This is a genomic window from Sphingobacterium puteale (assembly GCF_050986225.1).
Classification (GTDB): Bacteria; Bacteroidota; Bacteroidia; order Sphingobacteriales; family Sphingobacteriaceae; genus Sphingobacterium; species Sphingobacterium puteale.
Window position 1 is genome coordinate 5380184 of the sequence record NZ_CP158959.1, and the last position, 18472, is coordinate 5398655.

The 18472-nt window shown below is 42.0% G+C and carries 11 protein-coding genes; 3 read left to right on the forward strand and 8 right to left on the reverse strand.

What is annotated here, in order from left to right:
- Window positions 1–39: 39 nt before the first annotated feature.
- The 3 genes from ABTV71_RS22625 to ABTV71_RS22635 all read left to right on the forward strand — a co-directional run bounded on the left by ABTV71_RS22625 (window position 40) and on the right by ABTV71_RS22635 (window position 2743).
- Window positions 40–954: a helix-turn-helix domain-containing protein gene (locus ABTV71_RS22625; protein WP_121126337.1), complete on the forward strand. Its 915-nt coding sequence runs from the start codon at window positions 40–42 to the stop codon at window positions 952–954.
- 93 nt (window positions 955–1047) lie between these two features.
- Window positions 1048–1809 (forward strand): SDR family NAD(P)-dependent oxidoreductase, encoded by a 762-nt coding sequence (locus ABTV71_RS22630; RefSeq protein WP_433901189.1) that lies wholly within the window; start codon window positions 1048–1050, stop codon window positions 1807–1809.
- Window positions 1810–2002: 193 nt separating this feature from the next.
- Window positions 2003–2743, forward strand: coding sequence for a metallophosphoesterase family protein (locus ABTV71_RS22635; protein WP_121126335.1), 741 nt, complete (start codon window positions 2003–2005; stop codon window positions 2741–2743).
- A gap of 88 nt (window positions 2744–2831) precedes the next feature.
- Here ABTV71_RS22635 and ABTV71_RS22640 read toward each other — a convergent pair whose 3' ends face one another.
- The 8 genes from ABTV71_RS22640 to ABTV71_RS22675 all read right to left on the reverse strand — a co-directional run bounded on the left by ABTV71_RS22640 (window position 2832) and on the right by ABTV71_RS22675 (window position 18444).
- Window positions 2832–4988: an IPT/TIG domain-containing protein gene (locus tag ABTV71_RS22640; RefSeq protein ID WP_433901190.1), complete on the reverse strand. Its 2157-nt coding sequence runs from the start codon at window positions 4986–4988 to the stop codon at window positions 2832–2834.
- A 98-nt stretch (window positions 4989–5086) separates the two neighbouring features.
- Entirely contained in the window at window positions 5087–8401 is a 3315-nt protein-coding gene (locus ABTV71_RS22645) for a TonB-dependent receptor (RefSeq protein WP_433901191.1), read from the reverse strand.
- A gap of 37 nt (window positions 8402–8438) precedes the next feature.
- Window positions 8439–9437, reverse strand: coding sequence for a fasciclin domain-containing protein (locus ABTV71_RS22650; RefSeq protein WP_433901192.1), 999 nt, complete (start codon window positions 9435–9437; stop codon window positions 8439–8441).
- 2 nt (window positions 9438–9439) lie between these two features.
- Window positions 9440–10783 (reverse strand): fasciclin domain-containing protein, encoded by a 1344-nt coding sequence (locus ABTV71_RS22655; protein ID WP_433901193.1) that lies wholly within the window; start codon window positions 10781–10783, stop codon window positions 9440–9442.
- Window positions 10773–11885 carry a fasciclin domain-containing protein gene (locus tag ABTV71_RS22660; RefSeq protein WP_433901194.1) on the reverse strand — a complete coding sequence of 371 codons (1113 nt, stop codon included), beginning with the start codon at window positions 11883–11885 and terminating at the stop codon, window positions 10773–10775. The genes ABTV71_RS22655 and ABTV71_RS22660 overlap by 11 nt, the downstream gene beginning before the upstream one ends.
- Window positions 11886–11897: 12 nt before the next feature.
- Window positions 11898–13103 (reverse strand): hypothetical protein, encoded by a 1206-nt coding sequence (locus ABTV71_RS22665; protein WP_433901195.1) that lies wholly within the window; start codon window positions 13101–13103, stop codon window positions 11898–11900.
- Window positions 13104–13238: 135 nt separating this feature from the next.
- A complete protein-coding gene (locus tag ABTV71_RS22670) occupies window positions 13239–14972 on the reverse strand; it encodes a DUF4397 domain-containing protein (protein WP_433901196.1) in 1734 nt (577 codons plus the stop codon).
- Between the two features lie 4 nt (window positions 14973–14976).
- Window positions 14977–18444: a carboxypeptidase-like regulatory domain-containing protein gene (locus ABTV71_RS22675; protein ID WP_433901197.1), complete on the reverse strand. Its 3468-nt coding sequence runs from the start codon at window positions 18442–18444 to the stop codon at window positions 14977–14979.
- Window positions 18445–18472 lie beyond the last annotated feature (28 nt).

The window sequence follows — 18472 nt, forward strand, 5'->3', positions numbered from 1 at the left end:
TAAAAATATCTAAATTTGATTCTTGCAAATTTAATCCATATGGAAACAACCTCAATTGAACAGTTCTACCACGAAATCAACGCAACGATACCCAAGGAAATAGCACGGGAGATCGGTCATTTTAACGTGTTTAGTTACGCAGAACTCGCTGCCGCATTGAAAGAGAAGCCCATTATGCCATACAACAAACGAACTTATTATAAAATCAGCTTAATCACAGGAAAGAATACCGCTGAATACGCCGATAAAGTGATTGAAATAGAAGAGTCTGCTTTAGTATTTGCGACACCGAAAGTACCCTATCATTGGATACCCAGAGACGAGCAGCAACAAGGTTATTTTTGCGTTTTTACCGATGATTTTTTAGCACGAAATAAAAGTGGCGTTGTTTTGGATGATCTGCCTATTTTTCAACCGGGGGGACTTCCCGTTTTTCAGATCTCCCCGGAGCAGCGTCTTGAGATTGAACACATTTTCGAAAAAATGAATAAGGAGTTATCTTCCGATTACGTGTTTAAATATGATCTTTTAAGGAATTATGTGCTAGAAATTATTCATTATGGACAGAAACTACAACCGAAAGGCATCAGCAACCCGACCCATAATGCCGCCTCTAGAATTACTTCCCTATTCATCGAGCTATTGGAAAGACAGTTCCCCATAGAATCTCCGATGCAGCGTTTGCAGCTACGGACAGCAAATGATTTTGCCGAACGCCTTGCAGTCCATGTGAACCATCTGAATAAAATTCTGAAAGACAGTACAGGGAACACAACCACCCACGTAATTAGTGCCAGAATCACACAGGAAGCAAAAATTCTTCTCAAACAAACAGACTGGAATATTTCCGAGATTGCCTACTCGCTCGGTTTCGAAGAAATAGCACATTTTTCTAATTTCTTTAAAAAGCAGACCAAGCTTTCTCCAAACAATTTTCGTTCTCAGCCGCTATAATTTGAATTTCGCAAATATTCATTTGCTTTTCACAAACGCATCGGATACTTTAAAAGCGAAATTTGTACTATTAAATTTTAAAACAAAATAAAAATGGCTAAAAATAAAATCGCTTTAGTAACTGGCGGAAGCCGGGGGTTGGGAAGGAACATGGCAATTAATCTCGCTAAAAAGGGAATCGATGTCATACTGACTTACCATAGCAACAAAGAAGAAGCAGATCATGTGGTGTCTAACATTCAGGCCTTAGGACAGCATGCCGCTGCATTTCAATTCGATGCGGGTAACATCAATTCCTTTGATCAGTTTATAGCACAAATAACCGATCATCTAAAAGAACAAACGGGGCAGCCGAATTTTGATTTTTTGATCAACAATGCAGGTACGGCATTATATGCCCCTTTTATGGATACGACAGAGGAGCAATTTGACGCAGTATACAATATCCATTATAAAGGTGTCTTTTTTCTAACCCAGAAAGCGCTTCCCTTTATAAACGACAGCGGACGTATTATTAATATATCGTCCGGTCTTGCCCGTTTCGCTTTTCCAGGCTCTTCCGCTTACGGTTCGATGAAGGGTGCGGTCGAAGTTCTGACAAGATACCTGGCCAAGGAGCTTGGACATCGTGGTATTGCAGCAAATGTCGTCGCTCCGGGCGCAATTGAAACAGATTTCGGCGGCGGACATGTACGTGATAACAAGGAAACAAATGCACATATTGCGAGTGTAACGGCATTGGGGCGTGCCGGCGTACCGGATGATATCGGCGGCGTTGTAGCCTTTTTGTGCACAGAAGACGCCCGATGGATCAATGGACAACGCATTGAGGTATCCGGAGGAATGAACCTTTAATCATCTTAATAGAAAATAAGTATATATCTTACTGTTATAATACAGGTTATATACTTATTAAAATATTGTATATTATTTTCGCTGCTATCACTCATGATTCATCTTAATGAATATAATACCAATTTCATTTTCTTTTTAAAAACAATAAGCATACTGTTAATTTGCGCTTCGAATGGCTAAGTTTGTAGGATAGATGAAGATACAACTTGCAATAATAAGTGATATACATGCCAATATTGTGGCATTGGACGAAGTACTAGCGGACATAAAAAAGAGCGGGGTAACACAGATTTACTGTTTAGGTGATCTGGTCGATTTTGCCCCATGGGGAAATGAGGTTATTGCCCGAATACAGGAAAGAAATATCCCCTGTTTACTCGGAAATCACGATCAGAGGATTGCCTTCGATGAGCCTATTATTCCCTTACCACACCACGATGCGATCGAAACAGTAAACCGTGACATCGCCATCAATCTCAGCAAAAACGATATAACAGCTGCTCACAAAAAATGGCTAGCAACATTACCTTACAATATTGAATTAACGTTCAAAGTCGGTGATCGTCTTAGAAAGATCCTGCTTGTGCACGCCAGTCTTCATAGTAATGATGAATACATTCATGAATCAACACCCAAAGCGGACCTCTCAATTCAATTACGTGAAAGAGCCATTGATATCTTGGTCATGGGTCATACCCATCACGCCTATGTCCAACGGACTGAAGAAGTCCTGTTTATCAATTGTGGGTCTGTCGGCCGAAGCAAAGAAAAAGACAGAAAGGCTTCCTATACCTTAGTGACGCTGACAGAAGAAAACATAGAAGCCAAAATAGTTAAAGTAGATTATCCGATTGAGGAAGTCGCAGCGGCTATTTATCACAGTGATATTCCCGATTTCTATGGCGATTTTTTACGCACCATAGAAAGTAATTAACAAAAATCCCCGATTGCTTATCTTATATCGTTTTAAAAAATAACTTAACTTTTTTAGGACAATATTAACACATCGGGGATATACATTTTTATTTCAGGAACAATTTCCGAATCGCTTTATTCGCCACATCCATAAGGTAAATATTGCCCTCTTTATCCACCACAACATCCTTTACCGACGTGAATTTAGCTGTCGCCAATGTACCATCCGCATAGCCATAGTTTGCTTTTATCAAGGTTGTTACCTCTTTGGTCGTCATATTGACTTCACGGATAGCATAATTATTGTTATCAGCGACGATTAATCGGTTATTCAGGCCAGGGCTAATTCCACCGATACCATTAAACCTTGCGGCAGTTCCTATGCCATCTACGTATCCAGCATCCGAATTTCCAACAAATATTATCCCGCGGTTATCACCCGGTTTCACTATTTCAATCCCATTGTTGCTGCTTGTATTCTGATCGGAATAATACAGGTAGCCCTGGTTATCCACAAAGGGTTTGCCCAACACCCAGGATGGTCCCGTTACCCTTGTATAACTTCCAGTGTTATTGACTTTGTTGACCCCCAATCCAAATCCAGCAACCGAGACATACAAATTTCCTGATAAGTCAATACACATGGCTGTCGGCGAAAATCCGCGTGCGTGTACTGTACGTTTACCTGTAGGCGTAATTTTAAAGATCTGATTTGCACGTTGATCGCTGACGTAGATATTATTTTGCTGGTCAATTGCTATTCCTGACGGATAATCAAAAATTGCGTTGGCGCCATCGACCTGCAGGATGGAAACACTCCCTGTAGGCGATACCTTCTTCACTTGTTTATTCTCTGGATCTGTGACGTAGATATAGCCTTGTTGATCAATTGCCATTCCAGCCATGTTACTGCCAAAAGTGGTCATTCCGGGGCCACCTGCCAGAGTCGTTATTCCGGCCCTACGGAATGGTCGCGGTGCCAGGGCGTCTTGGTTGCCAACGACAACTTTCACCTGACCTGTTGTTACTCCTTGTGGTGCTTCCAGTACTAATTGATTCTCACTGGCACTGCTTACCCGCGTCAAAACTCCGTTAAAATAAACGAGATTTTCTGCCAGATTTGTACTAAAACCAGTTCCCAGGATTGTAACACTCGTCCCGGCCAGACCATTGTCTGGACTCATTGAACGTATCCCCAATGTCTGATCTTTGAATTGTGGGCCTTCGACCGATTGATCATTGACAACAACCTTTACCTTGCCTGATCCAGTCCCCCCTGGAATGATCAGCTTAATCTGATTTTCGCTAATTGAAGAAATAGCGACCTGCTTTCCATTGATGAATACCTGATTTTCGTCCAATATCTTACTAAATAATAGCCCATTAATCGTCATTTCGGCTCCCTTTGGACCACTTAAAGGTGAAACTGCTTCAATCACAGGCTTGCCGACCACTGTAAACACCGGACCGGAGATCTTCTGTTCATTGATATTGACGGACAAGAGTCCCGTACCCACTCCTGCTGGTGCAACAACGACAATTTTCTCAGGGCTGGATTCCAGGACGGTAGCAATTTTACCATTAAAATCTACCACATTGCCCGAATTCAGCTTCTCGAAGCCTTCTCCTGTCAACGTAACCTTTGTTCCTGCTCCACCAGTGGCTGGTTTAATGCTGCGAATAACCTGATAGGTAAAATTCTGTCCCTGAGACTTTTTCCCGTCTACACGTACTTCCACAGCACCATATCCAGCGTCTTCGGGAACTTCAGCAATGATCACCTTATCGGTCACGCTTACCACCAATGCTTTCTTGCCATTAACGTAAACCTCCGCTGGAGTTTCAGTGCTGCCAAATCCCTCTCCGTCAATCCGTAATTGGGTACCGAGGGTACCATTCGTCGGAAAAACTTTTGCTATAGACAGGTCCTGATAAGTATAAGTGCCCACATCAAAGCTATTGTTACCATATTTCAAGACAACTGTTCCACTTTTATCACCTTTCGGCACACGTAATACGACTGCTGTGGGAGTCGCACTGATTACCTCTGCCGAATTTCCAGCAACTGTGGCTGTAAATTCAGTTATTGAACTACTGAATCCCTCTCCTTCAATGGTAACCAATGTGCCCGCCTTGCCTGAATTAGGATAATAGCTGTTCACTTTCGCTATCTCCTTATCTATCAATTCCTCTTTTTTACTACAGCTGATGAATGCAATCGCCATTGCTATGCATATCATTGTTAGTTTTATTATATTTTTCATAAGAATAAATTCTTTTTTTCACCTTATTTATTGAGTTTCACCACTCGAATCATTGTTTCAATTGTTACAATTTAAACTGTCTTCTAGGCGTCTTTTAATTAGAAAGTATAGCGAACGCCACATTGTATCTGTGCCCTCGAGTTAAAATAATCTATGCTATAAGGCTGGCCCGGATCGCTGAACGTAAATACAGGCCAGTTTTCCGCATTTTGGCTCGGGGGGAACAATGTAGGTGTTAACCCTACACTACTCGTCGAATTAAATGTATTGGGCGAAAAGTATTGAATACCCCATTTTCTATAGATCAGATTAGTCAAGTTCATAATATCCACTGAAAATGTAATAAATTGTTTTTTTGACTTCTGAACAAAGAGATCATGGGCAATGCGTAAGTCTGCCTGCAGATTCCATGGTGTTCTTCCCATATTTCGCTCTGTGAAGTCACCTCTACGGGAACTTAAGTATTCGTTGCCGTCAATAAATTGGTTAAAAGCTTCCGCCTGCTGTTGGGCGGACATCCCACCGGCGATATCCTTGAAATAACGGATTGCTTCTGTTGCTCTCGGAATGTATACCAAGCTGACCTGCTGAGGCAGTCCCTGAATACTATTATTGACGATACCATAGGTGAATGGGCTACCCGATTGCGCACTAAAATATAAGGTAAAACTTGTCCGTCCGGCGCTGCGCCATACTTGTTCATAATTTATACTTGAAACGATGCGGTGACGTATATCAAAGTTACTATAGGCCAATTTCGGATTGTTCGGAATTAACGATTGGTTGAGCTGCCAATTACTCTCCATAGAATTACGGACCCCATTGCTCAAATCTTTGGACTGTCCATAGGTATAGCTCAAAGTCGCATTCAGCTTTTCTTTGATCGTTTTCCCGATCGTCCCTGTGATGCTATACCGATAGCCTTGACTGGTATTGCTCAACAGATAAACATTTGAAAAACGATTATCAACAGTACCACTGTAAACAGGTTGCTGCTTGCCGATATCATATCCATACCATAACGGATTATCTTTATTATTTAGCTGTTGGAATAATACATCTTTTATATTTTTTGTATAAATACCTTCCAGTGTGAACTTCCAGCCTTCCGCCTGATAGTCTATCCCTAAACTTGACCGTAGAACTTGCGGCAGTACAAAATTATTATCAACCAAGTCTACCTGTGTCTTACCCGTGCTTGGATCATTGATTATGGCACCGTTTTGTCCAATAAAGTCACCTATCCCATTCTGGCTAGGTTTAATGGGATCAGAGCCCGGAGCAAAAGGTTTTTGATCAGCTTTTTGATCAAATGCACCATAACTGTCACCCGTATTGTAATAAGCATAGGCGAGCCAGGCAAATGGTATACGTCCCGTAAATAATCCGGCCCCTCCTCTTATGACCAACTGTCGGTTGTCCATTGCTTCCCATCGAAACCCAATACGTGGGGAAAGTTGGATTTTATTTAAAAATTCGTTTCTAAGGCGATTGGCGGGGGTGTATGTATAACTTGTCCCAAAACCAGGATCCGCCCACATATCGCTGACTTTGTCACTTAACGTTGGCATATCGGGTAGGCTAGCTAAATCTGCTCTAAGTCCAGGGATAATTTGTAAATGATCATTTACACGGATTTCATCCTGAACATACAGACTATACATATTGACCGAGAAGTCCGCTGCGGGATGATCTAAAATATAGGATCGTGTATTGTCTGTATAATTATAGCTCCCTCTAACACGATAAGGTACATTGGCAACAAAATCGGCAATACTGTTGTAATCCACTCGACCATTCCAACTGTTGACAAAACCATAGCGAATACGATAAAGTTCATTATGTGTTCCAAACAAAAACTTATGTCTACCTTTCGTCCAGTTCAGGTTTGCTGTAATCTCCCATGTCCCTTGTCGCATATTAAAAATACTGGCTTCGCGATCAGTTCCGAGATAGATTGTTGTTCCTGGTGTACGTCCCTGAATCTGCACCTGAGGCAAAGAAGGGTCACTCAGCGGGTCACGACGGTCGTTTACCTGCGTATACCCCAATACAACATTGGAGGAGAGATTGTTACTAAATCTACTCTTTAATTCTGCAACAGTACTCGTTTGGTTATTTTCCTGCTCAAATGCCATTCCACTGAAACGAAAATCTTGCTGATCCCTGTCCATATGTGTCGCTTTGCTGAAGATCGTATTGTTACGAATAGCCAGCTGATGCAAGGCATTGATATTCCAGTCCAAGCGGTTAAAGAATTTGGTTGAACGTGACCAATTGGTATAATTATCAGCTGTTCCAATATTAAAAATATCTCCGTAACGCGACTGCGCCGCCGTTTTTATCGCCTCGACATCAGCGCGATCCAGAATATGGGCCGTTTCAACCGTTCCTACACGCAGTTGTGTAGGATCTTGACGTCGTGTCAGCTCTTCATTGCTGAAGAAAAACAACTTATCTTTTATCAATGGAAACCCAATTCGAAATCCCGTTTGATAGTCATAAAAATCTTTATTCATTTTCCCTAGCGTTCCCACACGATCTTTCCCAGTAAGGGCGGCATTACGTCCATAAGCGTACACCGAACCCTCGACCTGATTCGTCCCGCTCCGTGTTACGGCATTGACAGATCCACCCGTAAAATTTCCTATTTTAACATCATAGGGAGCCAGATACACTTGCATATCCTGGATAGCATCGATCGATATCGGATTGGTCCGCGTGCTGCTTCCTGCCATTCCCGAGGTACCCGTCTGTCCGCCTAGAGAAGGGCTAAAACCTATCGCATCATTATTGACAGCTCCATCCACAGTCACATTATTGTACCTGAAGTTAGTTCCGCCAAAGCTATTATCCCGGCTTCCCTGTGGTGTTAGTCTAGTCACATCCGTAATCGAACGATTTGCTGTTGGCATATTTCGTACCTGTTCACGGCTAATATGACTCCCTGTTCCTACTGTACCGGCCCTAGTTTCCCGTTTTCGGCCTGTTATGACAACTTCACCAAGGGTTTCTGTGCGCTGCTGCAGGATAAAGTCAATTTGCAAAGCTTCTCCCAGGCGTACAAAGATATCCTCTCTGTGATCGGCCTGAAGCCCTATACTGCTCACATCCACTGTATACGGCCCACCGGTACGAATATTGTTCAAAGTAAAATGTCCATCTTTATCTGTGGACTGTACGTAACGCGTGCCTGTGGGGGTGTGTACAATAGTAACTGTCGCTTTCTCGACAGCGCTTCCAGCACTATTTTGAACCTTTCCGATGAGTGCACCTGATGTTTCCTGTGCCGAAGAAACAAATCCTTGCACGAGAAGTAAAAAGAGGAAAATTAACTTGAGTGTTGACAATAGCGGATAGGCGATCCCGATTGATCTTCCTATGCATATATTGTCATATTGATATCTATTCATTTCTTGTTTTCCTAAATCGTGAGATAAAACTTTTTTATTATTGTGTAATCTGCAAGCCCTGATCGACAATATGCAGTACCCCCTCACCAGTTAATATATCCTGTTTATACAGGAGGACGTCACTGGTATTACCCAGGCCACGGAGTGCGATGCCCATAAATGATCCCGGGGAGTTTACATTGGGAATCAATCTTATTTGAATACTATTTCCATCCAGCATCGTTTGCTTAGATAAATTTGTGTTACCTGTACTTAGAATATAATCGTATACAAAGCGGCGATCGCGAACGATATGATAGTTGACTACTTGTTTCAACTCTGCCAAACCTGCTTTGTCAACCTCTTGTACCGAAGCGAATCCCAGTTTCGCCATCGCCGTATTGATTGGTGCGAAAACGGTATAAGGCCCTTGATTACCTTTATCCGATAACACAGCAGTTCTTTTGACAGCTCGGGCAAATATGCTGATGCTTGCATCTGCATTGATCGCGTCCACAATCTTATCATGTACATAAGGCGTCATCACCCGGTCGAGGACCTGTACCAGTCCATTCGAGGCTGGCAAATTTTGGGTCAAAATACGGGCACCATTTAATGTGAGTACCGTATCTGCGCCTTTGACCCAATGTGTTGCATAAACTTTACCTTTTCGTGTTTGCAGCTCTTGATTAAATAAAAATGGCAGTTTATCCAATTCATATTTCCCGTCCAGTAGGTGATAATTGGCAATGTCCGCAATGATCGAAGCTCGCTCAGCTAATATTTCCACGACACTGGTGTACCCTGCGTTGGCGAAAGCATCATCTGACGGTGCAAGTAAGGTATAAGGTCCCTTACCTGTTTTCAGTTCCTTATCCATATTGCTTACACGCAAAGCAGCATTAAACGCCGATAAATTAAAATTATCAGCAACGACAAGATTCACACTGTTATTATCGAAGCCAACAGCACTGTCCTCCTTTTTACAGGCAAATGTTAGGCTACTGATCAGCAAAAGCATTACATATCTGCTAGCGCTAAATTTATATTGTCTCATCTCTATTTAAGTTTAAAACCTTTCGGAACTAACAAATTATCAAGTACGTGAATAGGTCCATTGATGGTATTGATATCCGTTTCCACCATATTGACCGGCGCCTGTTCTGCATTCTTGATCTTCATCTGGATTTTGTTTTCATTCGTTGAAAAGGCGAATGGCATTTTATAAGCATATTGAACCTGACCTGAACCGCCTATATTCACATAATAATCGTTTAACAATACAGGATCCAGGTCATTGCTATAAAATACAGTGTTGTTACCCATCGCCATACCATATGCCGGATCCTTTGTCGCCACTATCCTTCCCCAATTGCGATGATAGCTGAACAGAGTATCCATCGGATAGGCTCCACGGGGCTCAAAGTATAATTCATCATATCTCACATCTCCTCTTTTGGCATTGAACGCTAAAATATCCTGTACACTGTTAAATCCCGCCCGTTTAAAGGCATCATCCGTAGGTGCAAATGTTGCGGTCAAGGTCAGATTGGCCTCATTTTCGTAAATAGGATCGCTTTCCGCCACCCAGCCACGGGTATAAGGTGCCCTGGCATCGGGATAATAGCTTAAAAACTCCTCTTTGCTCATTCGATAACCCCACAATGGTTCAATATCATCCAACATTTTCTCAAAAAATGCCTCCTCTGCCAATCGCTGAGATTCAATAAAAAAGGTAAACCTTCCGTCTGCCTTTAATGCATCCAATATGGTCATAGTCGGTTTTTGAACAAATTTCTCCATGAAATAGATCCCCCCATCTGTTGCGGATTCGTAAGTTAATTTGCCTACTGATTTACCATTAACCAGTAGCTCTCCATCTTTTACAGCTAGATAATGTCTGTAATAATAAAGGTCATAGCGGCGTCCTATAGGTTCCTCATTATCATAAAAAGGAACACGAAATTTTGAATTTTTCAACATCGAACGAACCATTAAACTATATTTACCAAGTTTAGTCTGATCAAGCTCACCCCAGAAGCTATAAAACTGAACAAATTCGATAAGTTCTTCGGTTGTCATTTTTTGAATAGTCTCCGCTGTAATTCCAGCTTGCTTGAGCGCATTATCGGTTGGAGCCAAAACCGTGACTTTCGTATGAATACCTTGCGCTTTAATAAGTGCTGAGATATTGCTTTTTTGCCAGGCACCTAAAAATACTTTCGTCTCGTTATGTTTAGCCAGTAATTGGCCTATATCTTGTGTTGCCTCGTTTTGATAAGGAACCTGTTCACCTACAATGTCAGGCATAAATTCGGTCTTACGACAAGAGAAGATCAGGAGCAAACCCGCAACCCACATCAGTACGATATGTCGAGTGACCTTAATTGATTTATTTTTCATTTTCTTCCTTTTTAATAACCTGATCAGGACTTACTAAGCCTTGATCCAAATCATGTACCACACCGTTACTACACAGATAGTCCATTTTAGCCCCGACCGAATAACTTATATCCGCCAGGATAATTGAATAAAATGTATCGTTACTTCTAAGCTTCATATAGTAACTCATTTTCCAGGTCGGATAAGTCTCATTCGCCAAGTATTCCATGTAATGGATATTATCTTTCAAATGATACTTATACGAACCGTTCGAATTAATAATGCTGAACACCTGCGAATCCGAGATAAAAAAATGTTTATCATACATAATATAGGCACCGAATAATACCTCAGCTATATATCTTTCAGGCACGGCGGTATCTAAAAAGCTCATCGTAATTCCTTTCTTTTCCAGTGCCTCATTTGTTGGTGCGAACACCGTGAATGGACCTTTTTCAGCAAGTTGGTCCCACAGTCCAAATTTTTTCAATCCGGCGACAAACACCGTATATTCTTTTTTATCACTCAGCCATTCCTGAATATTTTTTTCAAACTGGGGCTTCATCAGCTTATCAAGCACATGCAGGACACCGTTCGACAGAACCACGTCCTTACGGATTGCCTTTGCACCGCTGAAAAACAACATGTTGGATGGTGCAGTTGCCCCGGGCATGATCGAACCTATAGACGCATATAATTCTGACCCCTCAAAAGTCGCATACCGAAAATCGACAGCGTTGCTCGGAATATCACTCAAATAAAGGCGTCGGGGAAGGATATGGTAGGCAATGATCCGCCGTAGGCTATCTTTATTCATCCTGTCAAAATCAGTTGGCCTAAATATCCCTATTTCATTAAATGCAAGATCATTGGGTACGAGCACTGTGAATGGTCCCGCTTCATTGAGCTCCACTGCCATTCCTGTCTTTTGGAGCGCAGCATCAAATAGGCGCATTTCGTAATTATTATGAATAAAATCTGCTGCCGGCCGTATATTTTCATTCGGTACAGGCATAGTAAGATTGTCATGTTTACAGCTTTGTAGGATAGAAATAGACAGGTATACAAAAAAGCAGCCTATAAACCTCATCTTAGCCATCTTATATTTTATATTTCGATTCATCTTTGCTTATGTTTAGTAGATAGGAGGTGCATATTTCCGTTGTATTGTCGTTAAGTACACTCGACCATTAACAACTTCAATCGTGTTGACCGTAGCGAAAGTGCGCGGGTTGTCTTTTCCGGAATGGACATTGACCAATAAATTCGGAAGCAGCGTTCCATTTTCATTACTTGTTAATCCAACTTTTCCATTCAGAAGACAGTTAAGTACAGCCCAATTGCTTCCTGTATTGCGGTCACTATCGTAAAAAGGATTTGTAACCGGATTCATTCCGGGCGTAAAAAAGTCAAACCGTTCCCATATGGATGTTCGAATGCCATTCGCATGATTACTTGCCCATAGCGGAAAGCTCGCATAGGAACTTACAACATCTGAGCTCGTATTACGTCTGATTGTGGCCATAAACTTACCGCGATATCCTTTTATGGTGGCGGCATAGTGGCTCAACTCTTCCTGACTTTCATAAAGCGACATATACACGTTCATTTCATCCTTGATGCCATACTTAAAACTTGCGAGTTTGTAATCGTCATCTTTTAAACTGGCATCAGCTTCCCAGAATCCTTTTGCGCTCATATTGTAAAAATTCACGTAGACCAATGAATCCGATAAAGGGAGTTTATGGAAGTTTTCCTGCCTCAATAAAATCCCATGGTCTTTCTTGACAAAATCTTTTTGCAGCAGATGCAATGTATACACCTCCTTACTTTGGAGGTTAATCACCGTATCTATCAGGATGTCATTTCTTAAGCGTTCTTCCAATTCAAAGAACGGAACTGTATTTTTGGGTCGGTAAGCAAATACAAGGCGCACTTCTCCAGATGGAATCTGTGCCCAGCTGCTTAGATCAAATCCATTTAAAACCGGACCAACCAGTACATTCTCTTTTCCCGGATATTCTGGATTACTCAAACTTGTGCTGTTGCCGATATGTGAAGGATAAGGTGGCGCATAAGGATCACGCTTGTCCAAAAAATCACCTATGATTTCTGCTCCTGTAAATTTCCCGTCAGCTCCAGTCTTTGGATTGATGAGCATACAGAAATAAGGTACCTTATCATCCTTGCTGCCCATGGTCTGCACATAATTGATGTTATTAAATACCCTGAGGTAAGCGGGCTCATCGATCTGTGTATAGTCAATTTTGGTACAAGCTGTGAACAGGATGAGAAAAAGGCCTAATACACTTACGCCATGTAATATTCTTTGTGTTTTCATCGTTTAATTTTATTTTTCAGCTGTAGTGAAGCGATCAGATTTATTCATCGAGTGTTTGCTTTAAGCGGCATTCATGAGCTCGCTTCGCCCGGTTAACCATTCCCCTATGTGAATGAATAAATCGTGATGGTTTCATTACTTATTATGTTTGATAATGATCATTCTAGCTTTCTCTTTAGCAGATGCTCCTGCACCGCTTTTTCCAATTAATGCGACGGTATAAATTCCGGGTTCGTGAGCAGGTAATGCTCTTTTTATTTTTGTATAAAGAGATTTATCCGCAATAAAGTCAGTAGATTTCAGTACATTGATATCTTCGGCCCATACGCCGGGAACCACATCAGGCTTAGATCGATAAGCCATAATCTCGTAAGGCTCCATCATCGTATTCATATTCGTGTAAGGTATATGTGTCGACGGAATTCCCGGCTGAAGATTCACATTGGAATGATTTCCGATAGCTTGCCCATTTGGAAGTGTAAACGTGATATAAGGATTACCAATGGATAGATTTAAGAAACGATTGAAAAAGAAAAACTTAAAGGCGAGCCTGCTATACGTACCATCATCTTCGGCAGGTAAAGGCAGCGTACCACTTAGATCATTGGCAATCAGTAACAGTTGAGCCCTTCCATTTTGATCCGGGTATAACCAGATCGTATAATTTTGATTACTGCGTAGCTCCGAGTTTAGGGAAGCGATAACATTGCCCGAATTGTCGACTGCCTCAATCGTATACCGTTTCTGGGTAAATACACCATACGCACTCACTTCTCCAAAATCAAGGCCCGATGCAAGTGTCTTTCCGTCTATCTTAAATCCGATGGACTGGTCTTTGTATGCATTGACTCCCTGTATCCGAAGATAACTTTGGTTCACCGGCGCAGCGATATCTGTAATAATCTGAAATGAATTCTGATAGACATTCACAGTTTCATCTATTTCATTGGAGATATAGCTAAATTTCTGCGGAGCAACTACAATCGTATATACCCCACCGGGCTTGAAGTCCTGAATGGGAGCATAGACCAGATTAGTTGATCTTGCATGATTTTCCGGGATGGTAGAAGTTGGCAGATCAATCAGACCATATTCATGTCGTTCGGATCCCAATGCAGGAAGCGGTCTCCCATCCTGAAGCAATACCTTGAATTGATAAGTACCGTAAGGCAATTCAACATAATCAGATACCTTGCGGGCAACGGATATTGCATTGGTCTTTGGGCTAACTAGCGTACCGTCGGCATAGGCCAGCGATATCTCCCCAACCAAATTCTCCTGTGGCCCCGTCAATCCACTGGCTGGATTTTTAATTGCCCCAGCTAGATTCACAATCCTGATCTTGAAATGATCGGGTTTATCCGGGCTTGTCGCTGCCCGCGCTATGGAGACAACCTCAGGCTGACCATTCATGAACGTAGTTGGTAGCAAAAAATAATCTTTGGGTGTATCATAACTATTATTTACATTGATTTTAAGATCATGGTCTACACCAAATCCCGTATAATAACGTGCAGCAAAACTCAATTCAGCCTCTTCTTTCTGGTTAAAAAGATCTTGTGGAATAGGCCATATTTTCCCCAGACGTCCATCCGTTGGGAAATACGATGTCCCCGGATATTTGTAGTTATCCTGATTTAGCGGATGTAATACCACAAAATTGGTCAAGCTATCACCATTGGCAATAAGTTGGTTGTAGTCAAATAAGTTAACAATTCTCGAATTCGAATTTGGTCTATTTTCGGTTACAGAACGATTGTCGGTAATAACGTCCAGCTTTTCTTTTTTACAAGCGGAAAAAGAAAGGGAACATAAAGCCGAAACTCCCAACAACCGCCAATAACTATTAGTAAAGACATTGATTTTCATTGGATTAAAATAAGTTATAGGTAAAACCGATCATAATTTCCGCACCACGTTTGTAGCTTCGGTTGATGTATTCATTTCCATACCATTTCCCGCCGGTCTGTGGGTTTGCATACACTGTTTTTATGGCAGGATTCATAATATTTTTGGCATAGCCTTTAAACAAGATCCGTTTATTCAACTTTTGTGAAAACACAAAATCAAGATAAGGCACGGGTTGCGTGTACAGATCAGGCTCCCCTGTCAGATTGATCTGTACCAAACGTTCGCCCACCATGTTGAAGGTCAAGGTCAGATCAGTGCCGGACTTGCCATTATCATAATTTAACCAAGCATTGATGGAATAAGGGGCTTGTTCAAACAAAGGGCTATTTTTAGGCGTGTACCGATCAAGGGAACGATTCGCTTCATAACGTTCGGCAGATTTTTTTATCTCGCTCTGTGCCAACAGGAGGTTTGTACCGAGGAACAGATTTTTCAAAGGATCATATAAGCTTCCTAAATTCTTGACTACCTCGAACTCCAGTCCCCACACTTTACCGACATTAGCATCATTTTGGAATTGAATTGTCGGAAATTCAGGGTAAGTGGCGGCCAGACCTTCCGTTTTTAAATTAAAAACTTTGACCAATTGATTCTCGATACGTTTTCCGAAAGCAGAAATAGCGATCACTTCCCCTTTTGCAGGAAACCATTCCCAACGAAAATCTGCATTTTGTGTATACTGATTTTTCAGATTAGGATTACCGACGACCAACCCCATCTGGAACGCATCAAATTCAAAGACGTTCGTAATCTCCCGCAGCTCCGGTCTTGCCAAGGTCGTATTGAAAGCTCCACGAAAATTCATATTATCGTTGAGCGTATAAGTGGCATTTACCGAATAAAAAGGTTTGTAACCTGTTTTATAGACAGAATTTGGATTAATTGGATCCAATGGAATACGTGTTCCATCCGGAGATGTTGCCGTAAGTGCAGGATCTAAAAATACATTGGCTGTATCTACCGCCGACCCGATATTGGTGAGCTCAAACCGTACTCCTCCCGCTATACGTAGCTGCTCCGCAATTTTAAGATCTAGCATACCATAAAGCGCATTGGTTTCGAAATAGCCTTTATAGTTGTTTGGTGATTTTTGGCTATTGTATAGAAATCCTCCTATTGGCATCATTCCTTCCCCCTGTCCGGCCTTGGGCAGCACAACGCCAACTATTTCATTGCTGACCAGGCGATCCAGATTTCCTTGCACATCATACAAAGGAATTGATTTATTGCCCGTAAAATTCGATCCCGGCAGAAACAATTGGTTTTCCATGAATTTGCGGTCTCTGAACAGGTAGTTAAAGCCCGTCTTTAACAACTGTTTCTGTCCAAACAGCTTAAAAGGAAAATTTAAATCCGCTTTTGCATTAAAATTGTCTTCATTTAAATTGCGCCATCTCCGACCATTGGGTTCGGCCTGGATAATGCCATAATTTCCAAATCCGTTGACATATCCCGATGTGAGTGCATACAGGTGTTCAGAATAAACATAATCATCGCTACCTGCCTGTTCTCCGACAATCGGTCGCCTATACCAGCCCCCGCCTCTGGGGGTGTAATCCACCAGACTTACAAATCTAAAATCCGGATCATTTTGTGTGGATTTTGATGTCGCCACGTTATAGCTCAATCGCGGGGAAAATTCATCTTTCAAAAACTTATGTTCACCTTGTAAATTAAATGTATTCAGATTTCGGAAAGTCTGTTTTAAAGAATGAATGGTGCTTCGGACCTCCCCCGGTAAACCTGAATATTCATAACGCCCATTCAGATTAGTTGCGATTGATTCACCCCCCCAGCTTCCGAGGTATTGCATGCTGATTTCATGCTGTGGATTGAAACGATAGGTAACACCGACAAGTGTACCATAGTTAAGAGTTTCTGTCCCTGTATTTTCTTGATAGGTTTGATATTTGCCCATAAATAAGCTATTGGGTGTAATATAATTGGGGATATTTCTAAAACTAAATATATCGGGATTACCTGTGACGACACCTTGGTAGATACTGTATTGTGTCAGTTCGCCTTGATAAGTATCAGAGAACCTTCGGTAATAATTTCCACCGACAACAAGTCCCAACTTGTGTTTACCGAAGACATCGTAGCTATTTCCAAAGGTAGCGGAATACAGTTGATTCATAGGTGCCCGTCGATATCGCGTCGTCATGACAGGATCAAAACTTTTCATAATACCATTGATGCGGTTCACTTCCTGATATCCGGAGGGACTATAGTTGCTATTGGCGATCATATCCTGAATCGAACTGAGGCCATTGGGGTATTGTTTCGCGAGATCCAGGAAATCCCGTGACAGGTCCTTTTTATTAATTCTTGTCCCTAACAATCCCATTTCGCTATTCCAGAAGCTATTATAATTACCGCCCAGACCGATATTCGAATTGAGACCGGTCTGCGCGATAAGTTCGAATGTCATCTTATCTGGTACAGATTTCGTTTTGAGTTCAACGATACCAGAAGCTGCATCTGCGGGCTTATCTGGAGTAACTGTTTTATAAACCGTAATATTGTCCAGCAGTGACGCAGGCACGAGATCCAGGGGGATCGCACTACGATCAGGATCTGAAGATGCCAGCCGCACCCCATTCAACTGCCCAATCACAGACCGGTCTCCCAGCCCTCTAACGGCAATATATTTATCATCCGTTACGGTTACTCCCGTGACACGCTGAAGTGCCTGAGTAGTTGTTATACTTCCTGTACGTTCGATCATTTCAGCAGAAATAGCATCCTGTACAATGGATGCACGCTTACGTTCTTCCAGTACGGCCGTTTCCGTATTCGTTTTGCGCCTTGCCTGAACAGTGACCTCCTCCAGGGCTGTCGCCAGTGGTGCCAGACTGATCACAAGATTTCCCTGTCCTTCTTTTATCTCCAGTTCCCTTGTCTGATAGCCTAAATACGAAACAACCAATGTTGCTGGAATTCTGGAAACCGTTAAGGAGAAGTTTCCATTGCCATCGGAATTTGTTCCGCCCGAGGTTCCCTTGACACGGATAGACACACTGGCCAGCGCGCGCTTGGTTTCCTGGTCGGTTACCCGCCCCGAGAGGAGCTGTTGCTGTACTATAGGAGTTGCTTTGCTGGAACCCGAAGGCGCAGCTGTCACAACAACTAATTTATTCTTCACGACATAACCAAAAGGCTGTCCTGCAAAACAGATCGCTAACGCCTCCTCCACGGTCGCATTTTTGAGGCTTATACTAATGGTTTTTGCTCGATTAAATAAGCCATTATCGTAAAAAAAATCATAGCCGCTCTGCTGCCTTATTTCTTTTAAAATAGTTGGGATATTGCTATTTTGCCTGTTGAGTGTAATCCGTTGACCATAAGTAAACGCACTGACTTTCACCAACAAACAAGTTAAAAATACCATGGTGATTTTCATAACACGCATGCATTGATAAAAACTCATATATTTGTTGTTGTTAATATTATTTGAT